Origin of the sequence: Trujillonella humicola, assembly GCF_046233715.1 — a bacterium.
In the GTDB taxonomy this organism is placed as follows: Bacteria; Actinomycetota; Actinomycetes; order Mycobacteriales; family Geodermatophilaceae; genus Trujillonella; species Trujillonella humicola.
The window spans coordinates 31,920-48,023 of sequence record NZ_JBJNRJ010000024.1 but is presented as its reverse complement, the minus strand read 5'-3'; the positions used below and the strand labels follow the sequence as shown (position 1 = coordinate 48,023).

The window sequence follows — 16,104 nt, the reverse complement described above, 5'->3', positions numbered from 1 at the left end:
GGGGTGGCCCTCCTGTCGGTGCGCCCTGTGCTGGGCGCGGGGAGCGACGTCTCGCTCGCGGTGGAAGAAGCGCCGAACCCGTGGTTCGACCCGTCGTTCGTGTCGCGCAACTGGGACACCATTCTGGGCCACCTGCGCGAGCACGTCTGGCTGACCGTCGCGGCCGTGCTGCTCGGGGCGCTCCTCGCGCTGCCGATGGCGCTGCTCGCGCGCCGCAGCCGGTGGCTCGCCGGGCCGGTGCTCGCCTTCTCGACGATCGTCTACACGATCCCCTCGCTGGCCCTGTTCGCGCTCCTCCTCCCCGTCACCGGCCTGTCGGCCACCACGGTGCTCGTCGGGCTGACGGCGTACTCGCTGGTGATCCTGGTGCGCAGCTTCCTGGCCGGGCTGCAGGGCGTGCCCGGCGAGGTGCGCGAGGCGGCCCGCGGCATGGGGTTGAGCCCGGCGCAGCTGTTCGTGCGGGTGGACCTGCCGCTGGCCCTGCCCACCTTCATGGCGGGGCTGCGGGTGGCGACGGTGTCGACCGTCGCGCTCACGACCGTCGGGGTCCTGGTGGGCCACGGCGGCCTCGGCCAGCTCATCACCGGGGGGCTGGCGCGCAACGAGTACCGCGCGGAGATCGTCACGGGGGCGCTGGGCTGCGTGCTCCTCGCGCTGGTGGCCGACCTCCTGCTGGTCGGGGTGGAACGCCTGCTCACGCCGTGGGCGCGGGCGGTGCGCACGTGAGCGACCTCCAGCGCGCCTTCGTCTACCTCAACGACCCGTTCAACTGGACCCGGCGCGACGGCATCCTGGACCTGCTCGGGGAGCACCTGTGGGTCTCCGGCGCCGCGGTGGCCGGGGCCATGGCCGTCGCCGTCCCGCTGGGGACCGTGCTCGGCCGGGCGCGCCGGGGGTCGGGAGCGGTCGTCGTCCTGTCCAACGTCAGCCGCGCCATCCCCACGCTGGCGCTGCTCACCATCTTCGCGGTCACCCCGATCGGTTTCGGCAACCGCTCGACCGCGCTGGCCCTGGCCGTCTTCGCGATCCCGCCGATCCTGACCAACACCTTCGTCGGGTTCCGCGGGGTCGACGCCGACGTCCGGGAGGCGGCGAGGGCCATGGGCATGTCGCGGGGGCAGGTCCTGCGACGGGTGGAGGCGCCGCTGGCCGCCCCGATGGTGTTCACCGGCATCCGGACGGCGGCGGTGCAGGTCGTGGCGACGGCGACGCTCGCGGCGCTCGTCGGCGGCGGCGGTCTGGGCCGGCTGATCAACCTCGGGTTCGGCCAGCGCGACTACGGCGTGATGATCGCCGGCGCCATCCTCGTCGCGGTGCTGGCCCTGCTGACCGAGCTGGTCCTCGTCGTCCTCTCCTGGGTGCTGACGCCCGGACAGCGCCGGCTCCCGTTCCGCCCCTTGCGCCGCGACGTCGTCCGGCCCGGGACGCCGGAGCCGACGGCCAGCGGGATGCCGCTGTGAGTCCCGCCACTCGATAACAAGGGCACAACACATCTCGCCCGCGGTTGGAGCCACCGCCCCCGGCGCGGTTGCATGGCCCTGCGGGAGTCCTCCCGCCAGACACGCGTGGCGGCTCCGTGGCCGCACGGGACACAGAAGGCGGGCGGCTATGACGAGGCGCACCCGGATCCTCACCCCCCTGGCCCTGGTGGCGGTGCTCGCCACCGCGGCCTGCGGCGACTCCGGCTCCTCGGGCACCGGCGGCGGCGAGACGACCGGCGGTGCGGCCAGCGGCGATGCCTGCGCCCCCGTCCCCGGCGAGCAGCTCGTCGTGCTCGAGGACGACCAGCAGCTGCAGCTCGCCGACAACATCGTGCCGGCGGTCAACGCGGCCACGGCCTCGGCGCAGCCGGCCCTGATCCCGGCTCTGGACGCCGTCTCCGCCGCCCTCACGACCGAGGAGCTCATCGAGCTGAACGCCGGGGTCGACCTCGAGCGGCGCACCGTGGACGAGGTCGCCGACGAGTGGGTCGAGGCCAACGGGGTGACCGAGGGCCTGGAGCAGGGCAGCGGCAGCGTCGTCATCGGGGCGGCCGACTTCAGCGAGTCGCAGATCCTGGCGACGATCTACTCGCGCGCCCTGGCCGCCGCCGGCTTCGACGCCTCGGTCCGCACGGTGGGCAACCGGGAGCTGTACCTGCCGGCGCTGCGGTCCGGCTCGGAGATCCAGGTCTTCCCCGAGTACCTGGCCACCGTCACCGAGGCGCTCAACGCCGAGTTCAACGGCCCCGACGCCGCCCCGGTCGCGAGCAGCGACGCGCAGGAGACCGCCGGCGCCGCCCGGCCGCTGGCCGACCAGGCCGGCCTGGTCCTCGGCGAGCCGTCCGAGGCCGTCGACCAGAACGCCTTCGCGGTGACCAGGGAGTTCGCCGACCAGGTGGGCGTCAGCACCCTGTCGGAGCTCGCCGACGCCTGCGGCGACGGGTCGCTGGTCCTGGGCGGTCCCGAGGAGTGCCCCACCCCGGCTCGACCGTTCTGCCAGCCCGGGCTCGAGGAGACCTACGGCCTCGAGTTCGACCGGTTCGTCCCGCTCGACGCCGGCGGCCCGCTGACCAAGGCGGCGATCCGGCAGGGCGAGGTCTCGATCGGTCTGGTCTTCAGCTCCGACGCCGCGCTCGCGCAGTAGCGGGAGGACGAGGTCACGGGCCCCGGCGGTTCTCCGCCGGGGCCCGTGACGCGTGTGCTCCGGGTGGTGTTCGGAGCGTGAGTGCGGGGCGTCGCGCCGTTACGCTGGGGTCCATGCGCGGGGGACCGGACGAGCGAGACGACTCCGCCCCCGCGCCCCGGTGGCGGACCGCCGGGCTGGTCGCCGGGGCGGCGCTCGCCGTGGCCGCGACCGTCGTCGTCTTCGTGACCGACGACCCCCGCCTGCTTCGGCTGGCCGTCGTCGGCGGCGCCTGGGCGTTCGTCCTCGCGCTGCTCGCCGCCGGCCGGCGCCGCCCGGAGCCCGCCCCCCGCCCGGCCGCCGCCGAGCCCGCCGGCCGGGGCGAGCGGGAGGCCGAGGACCGCCGGCGCCGGGAGGCCGACGAGGCCATGCGCGCCGAGGTCGCGGCGCTGCGGCGCGACGTCGCGGCGCTGGGCGCCCTCCGGCAGGACGTCGCCGGGCTCGGCGCGCTGCGCCAGGACCTCGCCGCGCTGGGGGCGCTGCGGACCGAGGTGGCCGCGCTCGCCGGCCTGCGCCAGGACGTCGCGGCCCTCGCGGGGGTCCGGCAGGACGTCGCGGCCCTGGGGGCGCTGCGCCAGGACGTGGCCGCTCTGGCCGGGCTGCGGCAGGACGTCGTGGCGCTGGGGGCGCTGCGCGAGGACGTGGCCCGGCTCTCCTCCGTGCGGACCGACCTCGGTGAGCTGGGGGAGCTGCGCGCCGAGCTCGGCCGGCTGCGCACGGAGCTGACCGAGCAGCTGTCCAGCGAGATGCTGCTGGAGCGGGTGGTCATGCGCACCCAGTCCTCGCGCGGGCCGGCCGGCGCGGCAGAGGGACCGGGCACGCGCTCGATCGAGGCGGTGAGCTGGTCCGACGAGCCCCCGCGCGAGCTCACGGGCGGCTGGCCCGCCGTCCGCCTGGAGACGCCCGCCGCGCCGTCACCGGCCGCCGAGCAGTGGGCCCCCGCCCCGCCGCCGGCGACCCGCGGCTACGACGCCCTGCAGGACATCCGGGCCCGGCAGCCGGTTCCCCGGACCGATCCGGCGCTGCCCGTCGCGGCCGCCACGCCACGCCGCCGCCGGCGCACCGACGACCCGGGCCCCGCCGAGCAGCTGACCGTGGAGCGGCCGCTGGCGGCGACCGGGGACCGCTCCGCTCCGGTCGACGCGGTCTCCGAGCTGGACGCCTGGCCCCGGCCCCCGGCTCCGCTGCCGCCGGACCCGCCGGCCGCCGAGCCGCCGGCGCCGCTGACCCGGCAGGCGCCGGGCGTGCCGACGCCCGGCGAGGCGCGCCTGGCGCAGATCCTCGCCGAGAGCGGTGCCGCGGCCGGCAGCAGCGGCCGCCGCCGGCACCGCTACCGCGACGACGACGAGGACGACGACGTGCTGGCCCGGGTCCTCGGCCGCCACTGACGAAGGACCCCGTCGCCCCCCGCCGCTCGCACGCTCGCGACGGGCACCTGCGACGGGGCCGGGCCGTCGACGAGATCTGCACAGTCGCCGGCATCAGCGGCTGATGGTGACGAGTGTGCAGATCTCGCCGGGTGCTAGGCCGGGCCGCGGGCGAGCGAGCCGCCGTCGAGCACGAGGGTCTGGCCGGTGACCCAGCCCGCGCCGTCGCCGAGCAGGTAGGCCGCGGCCTCCCCGACGTCCTCGGGCTCGCCGAGCCGGCCGACCGGGTAGGCGGCGGCCGCCTCCTCCTCGCGGCCCTCGTACAGCGCGCCGGCGAACCGGGTCTTCACGACCGCGGGCGCCACCGCGTTGACCCGCACCTTCGGGGCCAGCTCGACGGACAGCTGGGTGACCAGGTTGATCAGCGCGGCCTTGCTGACGCCGTAGCCGGCGATGCCGGGGGAGGCCTTCAGCCCGCCGACGGAGGCGACGACGAGGACGGATCCGCCGTGCTCGGCCATCCACGCCCGCCATGCCTCCTGCACCAGGCCCAGCGTCGAGACGACGTTGGTGTCGAGGATCTTGCGGAAGGCGTCGAGGTCGAGGTCGACCGCGGCCCCGTACACCGGGTTGATGCCGACGTTGCCCACCAGCACGTCCAGGCTGCCGAAGGTGTCGACGGCGGTCCGCACGGCCTCGGCGCGGTGCGTCGCGTCGCCGGCGTTGCCGGCGAGCCCGACCGCCACGTCCGGGCCGCCCAGCGCCGCCACCGCCTCGGTCAGCGGCTCCGGCCTGCGGCCGGTGACCACCACCCGGGCGCCCCGGCGCACCAGGCTCTGCGCGATCGCCAGCCCGATGCCCCGGCTCCCGCCGGTGACCAGCGCGGTACGTCCGTCGAACTCGCCCATGTGCTCCCTGCCTCGATCCGTCGGTGGGGCGTCACGGTAGGCGGGACGTCGCGGCGCGCACCCGGCGGCGTCCGTGACCGACCCCACAGCCCCGCGGCGTTGCAGGACGCCCCGGGCGGTCACACACTCGCCATTGGCACGACACCCGCGTGACACAGCCGGTCGCAGCGGGCCCGCGCCACCGCACACCGCACCACCGCACACCGCACACCGTTCGACCCGCACGACCCCGCCGGTCTCCAACGGGGGAGACCGACCGACGTCCGGTACCCGTTCCGGGACTGGAACGAGGAGTGCTCCATGCCTGCTGCCCGCAGGACCCCCCGCGCCGCGGGACTGCCCGCGGCCGCCGACGCACCCGCCCGCCTCCGCGTGGGCGTCGTCGGCGCCGGCCGTGTCGGCGCCGTGCTGGGCGCCGCCCTCGCCGCCGCCGGCCACGACGTGGTCGCCGCCGCCGGCCTCTCGGCGGCCTCCGCCGAGCGCGCCGCCCGGCTGCTGCCCGGCGTCCCCCTGCTGCCCACCGACGAGGTCGTGGCCGCCGCCGACCTCGTGGTCCTCGCGGTCCCGGACGACACCCTGCCCGGCCTGGCCGCCGGCCTCGCCGGGACCGGCGGCTGGCGCGCCGGCCAGCTGACCTTCCACACCTCCGGTGCGCACGGCCTCGCGGTGCTCGAGCCCGCCGCCCGCGCCGGTGTCCTGCCCCTGGCCCTGCACCCGGCGATGACCTTCACCGGCGCCCCCGAGGACGCCGACCGGCTGACCGGCGCCCCCTTCGGCGTCACCAGCGCACCGGAGTACCGCGCCGTCGCCGAGACCCTGGTCCTGGAGATGGGCGGTGAGCCCTTCTTCGTCGCCGAGGACGACCGGCGGCTCTACCACGCCGCCCTGGTCACCGGCGCCAACCACCTCGTCACCCTCGTCGCCGAGGCCGCCGACCTGCTGCGCACCGCCGGCGTCGCCGAGCCCGGTCGCGTCCTCGCCCCGCTGCTCACGGCTGCCCTGGACAACGGCCTGCGCCGCGGCGACCTCGGGCTGACCGGGCCGGTCAGCCGCGGCGACGTGGGCACCGTGGCCGACCACCTCGCCACGCTCACCGACCGGGCCCCGGAGTCGGTGGCGGCCTACGTCGCGATGGCGCAGCGCACCACCGAGCGCGCCCTGGCCGCCGGTCGGCTCAAGCGGCACGAGGGTGCCCCGCTGCTCGACCTGCTGGGCCACGGTCCGGGTTCCCTCGCGAGCGAGCGAGCGGAGGGCTGACCGTGGTCCTTCTACCCGCCGGCTCCCGGTGACCGCCGTCACCGGCCCCGCCGTCGCGGAGACGGCGGCCGACCTCGCGCGGCTGCGCGCGCAGCTGCCCGGCCCGGTCGCCCTGGTGCCGACCATGGGCGCTCTGCACGCGGGGCACCGCACGCTGGTCCGCGCGGCCCGGGAGCGCGCCGGCAGCATCGTCGTCTCGGTGTTCGTCAACCCCACCCAGTTCGGCCCCGGCGAGGACTTCGACCGCTACCCGCGCACCTGGGACGCCGACCTCGCCGCGCTGGCCGAGGAGGGCGCCGACGTCGTCTTCCACCCGCCGGTCGACGACGTCTACCCGCCCGGCTCGCTCGGCGTCACGGTGCAGCCCGGGCCGCTGGGGGCGGTCCTGGAGGGGGCGGTGCGGCCCGGCCACTTCGCCGGCGTCCTCACCGTCGTCGCCAAGCTGTTCGGCCTCGTCCGCCCCGACGTGGCGCTGTTCGGCGAGAAGGACTACCAGCAGCTCACCCTCATCCGGGCGATGGCCCGGGAGCTGGCGCTCGGGGTGGAGGTCGTCGGCGTGCCGACCGTCCGGGAGGACGACGGGCTGGCGCTGTCCTCCCGCAACCGCTACCTGGACCCGGAACAGCGGGCCACCGCGGTCGCGTTGAACAGAGCGCTGCGCGCCGGGGCGGACGCCGGCCCGCGCGGCGCCGACGCGGTCCTCGCCGCCGCCCGCGAGGTGCTCTCCGGCGCACCCGGGCTGGAGCCCGACTACCTCGAGCTCACCGACCCCGACCTCGGCCCCGCACCCGCGGCCGGCCCCGCCCGCCTCCTGCTGGCCGCCCGCGCCGGCAGCACCCGACTCCTCGACAACGTCCCGGTCACCCTCGGAGGTCCTCGATGATGCGCACGATGCTCAAGTCCAAGATCCACCGGGCGACCGTGACCCAGGCCGACCTGCACTACGTGGGGTCGGTGACCATCGACGAGGACCTGCTCGACGCGGCCGACCTCCTCCCCGGCGAGCAGGTCGCCATCGTCGACATCACCAACGGCGCCCGGCTGGAGACCTACGTCATCCCCGGCGAGCGCGGCAGCGGGGTCATCGGGATCAACGGCGCCGCCGCGCACCTGGTCCACCCGGGCGACATGGTGATCATGATCAGCTACGGCGTGATGGACGAGACCGAGGCCAAGGCCTACATCCCCAAGGTCGTGCACGTCGACGGGGCCAACCGCATCGTCGAGCTCGGCGGCGACCCGTCGGCCCCGGTGCCCGGCGCGGTGGACCAGAAGCGCAGCGACCTCGGCGTCCCGGTCCGGTGAGCCTGGCGGCCGCCAGCCTCACCGGCCTCCCGCTGCGGCTGGCCGCACCGGACCCGGGGTGGGAGCTGACCGCCGACGTCTGCGTCGTCGGCTCGGGTATCGCCGGGCTCTGCGTCGCGCTGCACGCGCGCGCGGCGGGCCTGTCGGTCGCCGTCGTGACCAAGGTCCGGGTGGACGACGGGTCGACCCGCTGGGCCCAGGGCGGGATCGCCGCCGTCCTGGACCCGGCCGACAGCCCCGAGGCCCACGCCGCCGACACCGAGGTGGCCGGCGTCGGGCTGTGCGAGCCCGACGCGGTCCGCGTCCTGGTCGCCGAGGGGCCCGAGCGGCTGGCCCAGCTGATCGGCTGGGGCGCCGCCTTCGACCGCGACCCGGCCGGCCGCCTGCTGCTGACCCGCGAGGGCGGGCACTCGGCCGACCGCATGGGGCACGCCGGCGCCGACGCCACCGGGGGGGAGGGGCCGCGCGCGCGGCACGAGGCGGTGCGGGCCGATCCGGGCGTCACGCTGGTCGAGCACGCGATGGTGCTCGACCTGCTCCGCGACGCCCAGGGCCGGGCCGCCGGCGTGACGCTGCACGTGCTCGGCGAGGGGAGTGCCGACGGCGTGGGCGCCGTCCGCTCCCGGGCCGTCGTGCTGGCCACCGGCGGGATGGGGCAGGTGTACGCCGCCACCACGAACCCGTCGGTCTCGACCGGTGACGGCGTGGCCCTCGGCCTGCGCGCCGGCGCGGTGGCCACCGATCTGGAGTTCGTGCAGTTCCACCCGACCTCCCTCTACCTCGGACCCGGCGTCCGCGGTCAGCAGCCGCTGGTGAGCGAGGCGCTGCGCGGGGAAGGCGCGGTGCTGCGCGACGGGGCGGGGGAGCGCTTCATGCCCGGCGTGCACCCGCTGGCCGACCTCGCCCCGCGGGACGTCGTCGCCAAGGCGATCACCCGGGTCCAGCTGCGCGACGGCGTCCCGCACGTCTGGCTCGACGCCCGCGACGTCCCCGGCCTGGCCGGCCGCTTCCCCACGATCGTGGCCCGCTGCCGGCAGGCCGGCATCGACCCCGTCACCGATCTCGTGCCGGTGACCCCGGCGGCGCACTACGCCTCGGGCGGGCTCGTCACCGACCTGGCGGGTCGCACGACGGTGCCCGGCCTCTACGCCTGCGGCGAGGCGGCGTGCACCGGTGTCCACGGTGCCAACCGGCTGGCGTCCAACTCGCTGCTCGAGGGCCTGGTCTTCGCCGCCCGGATCGGCGCCGAGCTGGCCCGCTCGCTGCCGCGGCCGGCCGCCCCGCCGGCCGGCGTGCCCGCCGGGTCCGGGCTGCTGGACCCGGCGGCCCGGCGGTGCGTCACCGACACCATGTCGGCTTCGGTGGCGGCGCTGCGCAGCGGCGAGGGCCTGGCCGGCGCGCTGGCCACCCTGGACGGGCTGGCCGGGGCGCTGGCCGAGGGCCCCGGTGGCGTGGACAGCTGGGAGGCGACCGATCTGCTCACCGTGGCCGGCGCGCTGACCGTCGCCGCGGCCGCGCGCGAGGAGACCCGCGGCTGCCACTGGCGCGAGGACCACCCGGAGACCTCCGACGCCTGGCGGGTGCACCTCGACGTCCGGCTCGACAGCGCCGGCGAGCTGCAGCTGACCCGCCGCCCGGTGGGGACGCCGGTGGTGGTCCCGTGGTGAGCCGTCAGGGGCCGAAGCCTGCCGGCGGGGAACGAGCGTGGAGCGGAGCGCCCCGCGCAGGCGAACGGAGGACGTGGTGAGCGATCCCCGCTCGCTGGAGGGCACGGGTCTGGACGAGGCCTGGGTCGACGCCCTGGTCGAGCGCACCCTGGCCGAGGACCTCACCGGCGGCGCGGTGCTGCCGGGGGCGCCGGACCTGGCGGTCGCCTACGACGTCACCAGCGCCGCGACCGTCCCGCCCGCGCAGCTGGGCACCGCCGACCTGGTCGCCCGCGCGGACGGCGTCGTCGCCGGCCTGCCGGTCGCCGCCCGCGTGTTCGGCCGGCTGGCGCCCGGCGCCACCCTCACGGCCGGCGCCACCGACGGCGACCGGGTGGCCCGCGGCGACGTGCTGCTGACCGTCCGGGGGCCGGTCCGCGCCCTGCTGGCCGCCGAGCGCAGCGCGCTGAACATCGCCAGCCGGGCCAGCGGGATCGCGACGGCCACCCGTGCCTGGGCCGACGCCGTCGCCGGCACCGGGGCGACGGTCCTGGACACCCGCAAGACCACGCCGGGACTGCGGCCGCTGGAGAAGTACGCGGTCCGCTGCGGCGGCGGGTCGAACAAGCGCATGGGGCTCTACGACGTCGCCATGGTCAAGGACAACCACGTCGCCGCGGCGGGCTCGGTGGCCGCGGCCGTCGCTGCGGTGCGCGAGCGCGCTCCCCGCGTTCCCGTGCAGGTGGAGGCCGACACCCCGGCCCAGGCGGTGGAGGCGGTCGAGGCGGGGGCGCGGTTCCTGCTGCTGGACAACATGACGCCGGCCCAGCTGCGCGAGGTGGTCGCCGCCGTGGGGGACCGGGCCGAGCTCGAGGCCACGGGCGGGCTCACCCTCGCCGTCGCCCGGGAGGTCGCCGGGACCGGCGTCGACTACCTCTCGGTGGGGGCGCTGACGCACTCCTCGCCCATCCTCGACCTCGCCCTGGACCTCCGGGAGGGCTGACCGGTGCTGCTCACCGTGGACGTCGGCAACAGCCACACCGTGCTGGCCGTGTTCGACGGCGACCGGTGCGTCCGCGGCTGGCGGGTCACCACCCAGGCGCACGCCACGGCCGACGAGCTGCGGATGCTGTGGCGCGGCCTGCTGCGCGACACCCGGGTCACCGGGGTGTCGGCGTGCTCCGCGGTTCCGGCGCTGCTGCCGGCCCTGCGCCAGCTCCTGGACTCCCTGGACGTGCCGGTCGTGCTCATCGGTCCCGGCGTGCGCACCGGCGTCCCGCTGCACGTGGACAACCCGCGCGAGGTCGGCGCCGATCGCGTGGTGACCGCGCTGGCCGCCCACGAGCTGTTCGGCCGGGACGACGGCGGCCGGTCCCGGCCGGTCGTCGTGGTCGACTTCGGCACGTCCACCAACGTGGACGCCGTCGGCCCCGACGGGCAGTTCCTCGGCGGGGCGCTGGCGCCGGGCGTGGAGGTGAGCCTCGACGCGCTGGCCAGCCGGGCCGCGCAGCTGCGCTCGGTCGAGCTGACCGTGCCGCCGCAGGCCATCGGGAAGAACACCGTCGCGGCGCTGCAGTCCGGGCTGGTGCTCGGCTTCGCCGGGCTCGTCGACGGCCTGGTCGCCCGCATCTCCGCGGAGCTGGTCGACCAGTTCGGCCGGCCGCCGGTCGTCGTCGCGACCGGCGGGCTGGCGCCGCTGGTCGTCGACAGCTGCCGGACGGTCTCCGAGCGCGAGCCCGACCTCACCGTCCACGGGCTGCGGCTGGCCTTCCAGCGGCAGCAGTCGGCGCACCGTTCCCCGCCGGGACGCCGGGCGGCCGCCCCGTAGGCTGACCCTCCGTGAGCGAGGAACCGCCTGGACCGCCGGACGACAGCCGCGGGGGCATCGCAGTGAGGGGCGAGCGAGGAGCGGACCGGGGCGCGGAGCCGGCCCAGGGGGCGCTGCCCGACGACGAGCTCCCCGAGCAGATGCGGGTCCGGCGGGCCAAGATCGACCGGCTGCGCGACACCGGCGTCGACCCCTTCCCCGTCGACGTCCGCCGGAGCGCCACCCTCGCCGGCGTCCGGGCCGCGCACCCCGACCTGCCGCCGGACACGATGACCGGCGAGACCGTCGGCGTCACCGGGCGGGTCATCTTCTCGCGCAACACCGGCAAGCTCTGCTTCGCGACGCTGCGCGAGGGCGATGCCGAGCTGCAGGTCATGCTCTCCCGCGACCGGGTCGGCGAGGACGCCCTGGCCGCCTGGAAGGCCGACGTCGACCTCGGCGACCAGGTGCTGGTCACCGGCGAGGTGGGGACGTCGCGCCGGGGCGAGCTCTCGGTGTTCGCCGACTCCTGGCGGATGACGGCCAAGGCGCTGCGGCCGCTGCCGGTGGCGCACAAGCCGATGAGCGAGGAGCTGCGGGTCCGGCGGCGCTACGTCGACCTCATCGTGCGCGACGAGGCGCGCCGCACCGTGCGCCAGCGCGCCGCGGTGAACGCGACGCTGCGCGACGGCCTCACCTCGCGCGGATTCCTCGAGGTCGAGACGCCGATGCTGCAGACCGTGCACGGCGGCGCGGCGGCGCGGCCCTTCCGCACGCACATGAACGCCTTCGACCTCGATCTGTACCTGCGCATCGCACCCGAGTTGTTCCTCAAGCGGTGCATCGTCGGCGGCCTGGACCGGGTCTTCGAGATCAACCGCAACTTCCGCAACGAGGGCGCCGACAGCTCGCACTCGCCGGAGTTCGCGATGCTCGAGTTCTACGCCGCCTACACCGATTACTCCGACGTCGCCGTCATCACGCGGGAACTGATCCAGGAGTGCTGTGCGGCGTTGTTCGGCGACCACGTCGCGCGCCACCACGACGGCACGGAGGTCGACCTGTCGGGGGAGTGGGCGCACGTTCGGCTCTACGACGTCGTCTCCGCGGCGGTGGGCGAGGAGGTCACCCCGCAGACCCCCGTCGAGCACCTGCGCGCGCTGGCCGCGCGGCACGAGGTGGGGGTCGATCCGAAGTGGCTGCCGGGCAAGGTCGTCGAGGAGCTCTTCGAGGCGCTGGTGCAGGACGACCTGCAGGCCCCGACGTTCGTCCTGGACTACCCGGTGGACACCTCGCCGCTGACCCGCGCGCACCGGTCGACGCCGGGGCTGGCCGAGAAGTGGGACCTCTACATCGGCGGCATCGAGCGCGGGACCGGCTACTCCGAGCTCGTCGACCCCGTCGTCCAGCGGGAACGCTTCACCCAGCAGGCGCTGCTGGCCGCGGCCGGGGACCCCGAGGCCATGGTGCTGGACGAGGACTTCCTCGAGGCGCTCGAGTACGGCATGCCCCCGACCGGTGGCGTCGGCATGGGTATGGACCGGTTGATGATGACGCTGACCGGGCTGGGGATCCGCGAGACCATCCTCTTCCCGCTGGTGCGCCCGCTTCCTTCCTGAGCCAATTCGAGAACTGTTCTCCCTCGTTTCTCACCCATTTCGGAGAATCCCGGCCATTTCTGCGGCTAATGGTCGCGAGTTGTGGTGTGATGGATACGTCGCCGTCGGTGACGCACCCATCCGGTTCACGGGGCTGGGAAAAGAGAGGGCAGGCACGCTTAATGGCACAGAAGGTCCAGGTCATCAAGACCGACGATCTCGAGAACGACGACGTCCCCGCCGACGAGACGATCTCCTTCGCGCTCGACGGCACGACCTACGAGATCGACCTGTCGGACAGGAACGCCGCGGAGATGCGTGACGCGTTCTCCCGCTACGTGCAGGCGGCGCGCAAGGTCAGCCGGGGCGGCCGGGCGTCGGGCGGAGGTCGCTCGCGGGCGACCGGCGGCGGCCGGATGGACCGCGAGCAGGCGGGCGCCATCCGGGACTGGGCGCGGAAGAACGGCCACGCCGTCAGCGACCGCGGCCGCATCCCGGCCAGCGTCGTGGAGGCCTACGAGGCCGCGCACTGACGCAGCTGCCGCTGGGGAGCGGACCGCCTGCGGCGGGCTGACCTCCTCGAAGAACCGCTGCCGGGCTGCGCCCGGACGACGAAGGCCCCGGGATGCTCCGCATGCCGGGGCCTTCGTCGTCGCTCCGCATGCCGGGGCCTTCGTCGTTCTCTGTGGGCGTAACAGGGGTGGAACACCGTCCCGCCAGCATCAGTTGGACCGGGCAGCTCCTCCTCCCCATCCCCGGCCGTGCGCCGACGGGGAGTCGGAGTCCGCGACTACAGTGGAAAGACCGGTGCCCCCGCGTGCCGACGGACGTCGGGTGCTCCTCCCCAGCAGACGGGGAGGGCAGTGCCGGACCAGCCGGTCGAAGGAGAAGCAGCAGATGTTCGAACGGTTCACCGACCGAGCCCGCCGCGTGGTCGTCCTGGCCCAGGAAGAGGCCCGGATGCTCAACCACAACTACATCGGCACCGAGCACATCCTCCTGGGCCTGATCCACGAGGGCGAGGGTGTCGCCGCCAAGGCGCTCGAGTCCCTCGGCATCTCGCTGGAGGGTGTCCGCCAGCAGGTGGAGGAGATCATCGGGCAGGGCCAGCAGGCCCCCTCCGGCCACATCCCCTTCACCCCGCGCGCCAAGAAGGTGCTCGAGCTGTCCCTGCGCGAGGCGCTGCAGCTCGGTCACAACTACATCGGCACCGAGCACATCCTGCTCGGCCTGATCCGCGAGGGCGAGGGCGTCGCCGCCCAGGTCCTCGTGAAGCTGGGTGCCGACCTCAACCGCGTCCGCCAGCAGGTCATCCAGCTGCTCTCCGGCTACCAGGGCAAGGAGCCGGCCGCGGCCGGCGGGCCCGCCGAGGGCACGCCGTCGACCTCGCTGGTGCTCGACCAGTTCGGCCGGAACCTCACCCAGGCCGCCCGCGACTCCAAGCTCGACCCGGTGATCGGGCGGGCCAAGGAGATCGAGCGGGTCATGCAGGTGCTGTCCCGCCGCACGAAGAACAACCCGGTCCTCATCGGCGAGCCCGGCGTCGGCAAGACCGCCGTCGTCGAGGGCCTGGCCCAGGCGATCGTCAAGGGCGAGGTCCCCGAGACGCTCAAGGACAAGCAGCTGTACACGCTGGACCTCGGCGCGCTCGTCGCCGGGTCCCGCTACCGCGGTGACTTCGAGGAGCGGCTCAAGAAGGTCCTCAAGGAGATCCGCACCCGCGGCGACATCATCCTGTTCATCGACGAGATCCACACGCTCGTCGGTGCCGGTGCCGCGGAGGGCGCGATCGACGCCGCCAGCATCCTCAAGCCGATGCTGGCCCGTGGCGAGCTGCAGACCATCGGTGCCACGACGCTGGACGAGTACCGCAAGCACCTGGAGAAGGACGCCGCCCTCGAGCGCCGCTTCCAGCCCATCCAGGTCGGCGAGCCGACGCTGCAGCACACCATCGAGATCCTCAAGGGGCTGCGCGACCGCTACGAGGCGCACCACCGGATCAGCATCACCGACGGCGCGCTCGTCGCGGCCGCGACGCTGGCCGACCGGTACATCTCCGACCGCTTCCTGCCGGACAAGGCGATCGACCTGATCGACGAGGCCGGCGCCCGGATGCGGATCAAGCGGATGACCGCCCCGCCGGACCTGCGCGAGTTCGACGACCGGATCGCGGCCATCCGCCGCGAGAAGGAGTCGGCCATCGACGCCCAGGACTTCGAAAAGGCGGCGTCGCTGCGCGACAAGGAGAAGAACCTCCTCGCCGAGAAGGCCGAGCGCGAGAAGCAGTGGAAGGCCGGCGACATGGACGTCGTCGCCGAGGTCGACGACGAGCAGATCGCCGAGGTCCTCGCCAACTGGACCGGCATCCCCGTGTTCAAGCTGACCGAGGAGGAGACCTCCCGGCTGCTGCGCATGGAGGACGAGCTCCACAAGCGGATCATCGGCCAGGAAGAGGCCATCAAGAGCGTCAGCCAGGCGATCCGGCGCACCCGCGCGGGCCTCAAGGACCCGCGCCGCCCCGGTGGCTCGTTCATCTTCGCCGGCCCCTCGGGTGTCGGGAAGACCGAGCTGGCCAAGGCGCTGGCCAACTTCCTGTTCGGCGAGGACGACGCGCTCATCCAGATCGACATGGGCGAGTTCCACGACCGCTTCACGGTCTCCCGCCTCGTCGGTGCCCCTCCCGGCTACGTCGGCTATGACGAGGGCGGCCAGCTCACCGAGAAGGTGCGGCGCAAGCCGTTCTCGGTGGTCCTGTTCGACGAGATCGAGAAGGCGCACGCGGACGTGTTCAACACGCTCCTGCAGGTGCTGGAGGACGGCCGGCTCACCGACGGTCAGGGCCGGATCGTGGACTTCAAGAACACGATCCTCATCCTCACGACCAACCTCGGGACGCGGGACATCTCCAAGGCGGTCGGGCTCGGCTTCCAGGCCGGCAACGACGACCAGAGCAACTACGAGCGGATGAAGCTCAAGGTCAACGAGGAGCTCAAGCAGCACTTCCGGCCGGAGTTCCTCAACCGCATCGACGACATCGTCGTGTTCCACCAGCTGACCGAGAACGAGATCATCGAGATCGTCGACCTCATGGTCGCCCGCGTCGAGGGCCAGCTGGCGAACAAGGACATGTCGCTGGAGATCACCCAGGAGGCCAAGAAGCTGCTCGCCAGCCGCGGCTTCGACCCGGTGCTGGGCGCCCGGCCGCTGCGCCGGACGATCCAGCGCGAGATCGAGGACGCGCTGTCGGAGAAGATCCTCTACGGCGAGCTGTCCGCGGGGCAAATCATCGTGGTGGACGTCGAGGGCGAGGGCACCGACGCGAAGTTCACCTTCCGCGGCGAGGCCAAGCCGATCGACCTGCCCGACACCCCGCCGGTGGCCCTCTCGGGCGCCGACGGCGACGAGGAGGGCCCGGCGGCCACCGCGGCCGAGTAACCCGCCTCTCGCACGACGACAGGGGCCGTCTCCCGCTCGGGGGGCGGCCCCTTCGCCGTCCCCGGGCCCTCGACGAGATCTGCACACTCGTCGGCATCAGCGGCTGATGGTGACCAG

General features: G+C 74.8%; 14 protein-coding genes. 13 read left to right on the top strand and 1 reads right to left on the bottom strand.

Annotated features, from left to right (window positions below; all coding sequences use genetic code 11):
* The first annotated feature begins 3 nt into the window (after positions 1–3).
* From ACK586_RS13755 to ACK586_RS13740, 4 genes are all read left to right on the top strand, one after another.
* On the top strand, positions 4–726 hold the full coding sequence (locus ACK586_RS13755) for an ABC transporter permease (protein ID WP_409331052.1): 723 nt from the start codon (positions 4–6) through the stop codon (positions 724–726).
* The gene (locus ACK586_RS13750) at positions 723–1,460 is read left to right on the top strand and encodes an ABC transporter permease (RefSeq protein WP_409331051.1); all 738 of its coding nucleotides are present in this window, start codon (positions 723–725) and stop codon (positions 1,458–1,460) included. Before ACK586_RS13755 ends, ACK586_RS13750 begins: the two co-directional genes overlap by 4 nt.
* A 148-nt stretch (positions 1,461–1,608) precedes the next feature.
* Positions 1,609–2,625 carry a glycine betaine ABC transporter substrate-binding protein gene (locus ACK586_RS13745; protein WP_409331050.1) on the top strand — a complete coding sequence of 339 codons (1,017 nt, stop codon included), beginning with the start codon at positions 1,609–1,611 and terminating at the stop codon, positions 2,623–2,625.
* A gap of 113 nt (positions 2,626–2,738) precedes the next feature.
* A complete protein-coding gene (locus ACK586_RS13740; protein WP_409331049.1) occupies positions 2,739–4,052 on the top strand; it encodes a hypothetical protein in 1,314 nt (437 codons plus the stop codon).
* A gap of 134 nt (positions 4,053–4,186) precedes the next feature.
* Here ACK586_RS13740 and ACK586_RS13735 read toward each other — a convergent pair whose 3' ends face one another.
* The gene (locus ACK586_RS13735; RefSeq protein ID WP_409331048.1) at positions 4,187–4,939 is read right to left on the bottom strand and encodes an SDR family oxidoreductase; all 753 of its coding nucleotides are present in this window, start codon (positions 4,937–4,939) and stop codon (positions 4,187–4,189) included.
* Between the two features lie 300 nt (positions 4,940–5,239).
* Between ACK586_RS13735 and ACK586_RS13730 the strand changes: the two genes are divergently transcribed.
* The 9 genes from ACK586_RS13730 (at position 5,240) to ACK586_RS13690 (ending at position 15,987) form a co-directional block, all read left to right on the top strand.
* Complete coding sequence (locus ACK586_RS13730) at positions 5,240–6,196, top strand: Rossmann-like and DUF2520 domain-containing protein (protein ID WP_409331047.1); 957 nt, start codon at positions 5,240–5,242, stop codon at positions 6,194–6,196.
* A gap of 28 nt (positions 6,197–6,224) precedes the next feature.
* On the top strand, positions 6,225–7,079 hold the full coding sequence (gene panC / locus ACK586_RS13725; RefSeq protein WP_409331046.1) for a pantoate--beta-alanine ligase: 855 nt from the start codon (positions 6,225–6,227) through the stop codon (positions 7,077–7,079).
* Positions 7,080–7,087: 8 nt separating this feature from the next.
* On the top strand, positions 7,088–7,501 hold the full coding sequence (panD, locus tag ACK586_RS13720; protein WP_425330381.1) for an aspartate 1-decarboxylase: 414 nt from the start codon (positions 7,088–7,090) through the stop codon (positions 7,499–7,501).
* On the top strand, positions 7,498–9,168 hold the full coding sequence (locus ACK586_RS13715; protein ID WP_409331044.1) for an L-aspartate oxidase: 1,671 nt from the start codon (positions 7,498–7,500) through the stop codon (positions 9,166–9,168). Before panD ends, ACK586_RS13715 begins: the two co-directional genes overlap by 4 nt.
* A 76-nt stretch (positions 9,169–9,244) precedes the next feature.
* Positions 9,245–10,150, top strand: coding sequence for a carboxylating nicotinate-nucleotide diphosphorylase (nadC, locus tag ACK586_RS13710; RefSeq protein ID WP_409331043.1), 906 nt, complete (start codon positions 9,245–9,247; stop codon positions 10,148–10,150).
* A 3-nt stretch (positions 10,151–10,153) separates the two neighbouring features.
* Positions 10,154–10,975: a type III pantothenate kinase gene (locus tag ACK586_RS13705; protein WP_409331042.1), complete on the top strand. Its 822-nt coding sequence runs from the start codon at positions 10,154–10,156 to the stop codon at positions 10,973–10,975.
* Between the two features lie 11 nt (positions 10,976–10,986).
* Positions 10,987–12,573 (top strand): lysine--tRNA ligase, encoded by a 1,587-nt coding sequence (gene lysS, locus ACK586_RS13700; protein ID WP_425330380.1) that lies wholly within the window; start codon positions 10,987–10,989, stop codon positions 12,571–12,573.
* 161 nt (positions 12,574–12,734) lie between these two features.
* A complete protein-coding gene (locus tag ACK586_RS13695) occupies positions 12,735–13,085 on the top strand; it encodes a histone-like nucleoid-structuring protein Lsr2 (protein WP_409331041.1) in 351 nt (116 codons plus the stop codon).
* Between the two features lie 364 nt (positions 13,086–13,449).
* On the top strand, positions 13,450–15,987 hold the full coding sequence (locus ACK586_RS13690; RefSeq protein WP_409331040.1) for an ATP-dependent Clp protease ATP-binding subunit: 2,538 nt from the start codon (positions 13,450–13,452) through the stop codon (positions 15,985–15,987).
* Positions 15,988–16,104 lie beyond the last annotated feature (117 nt).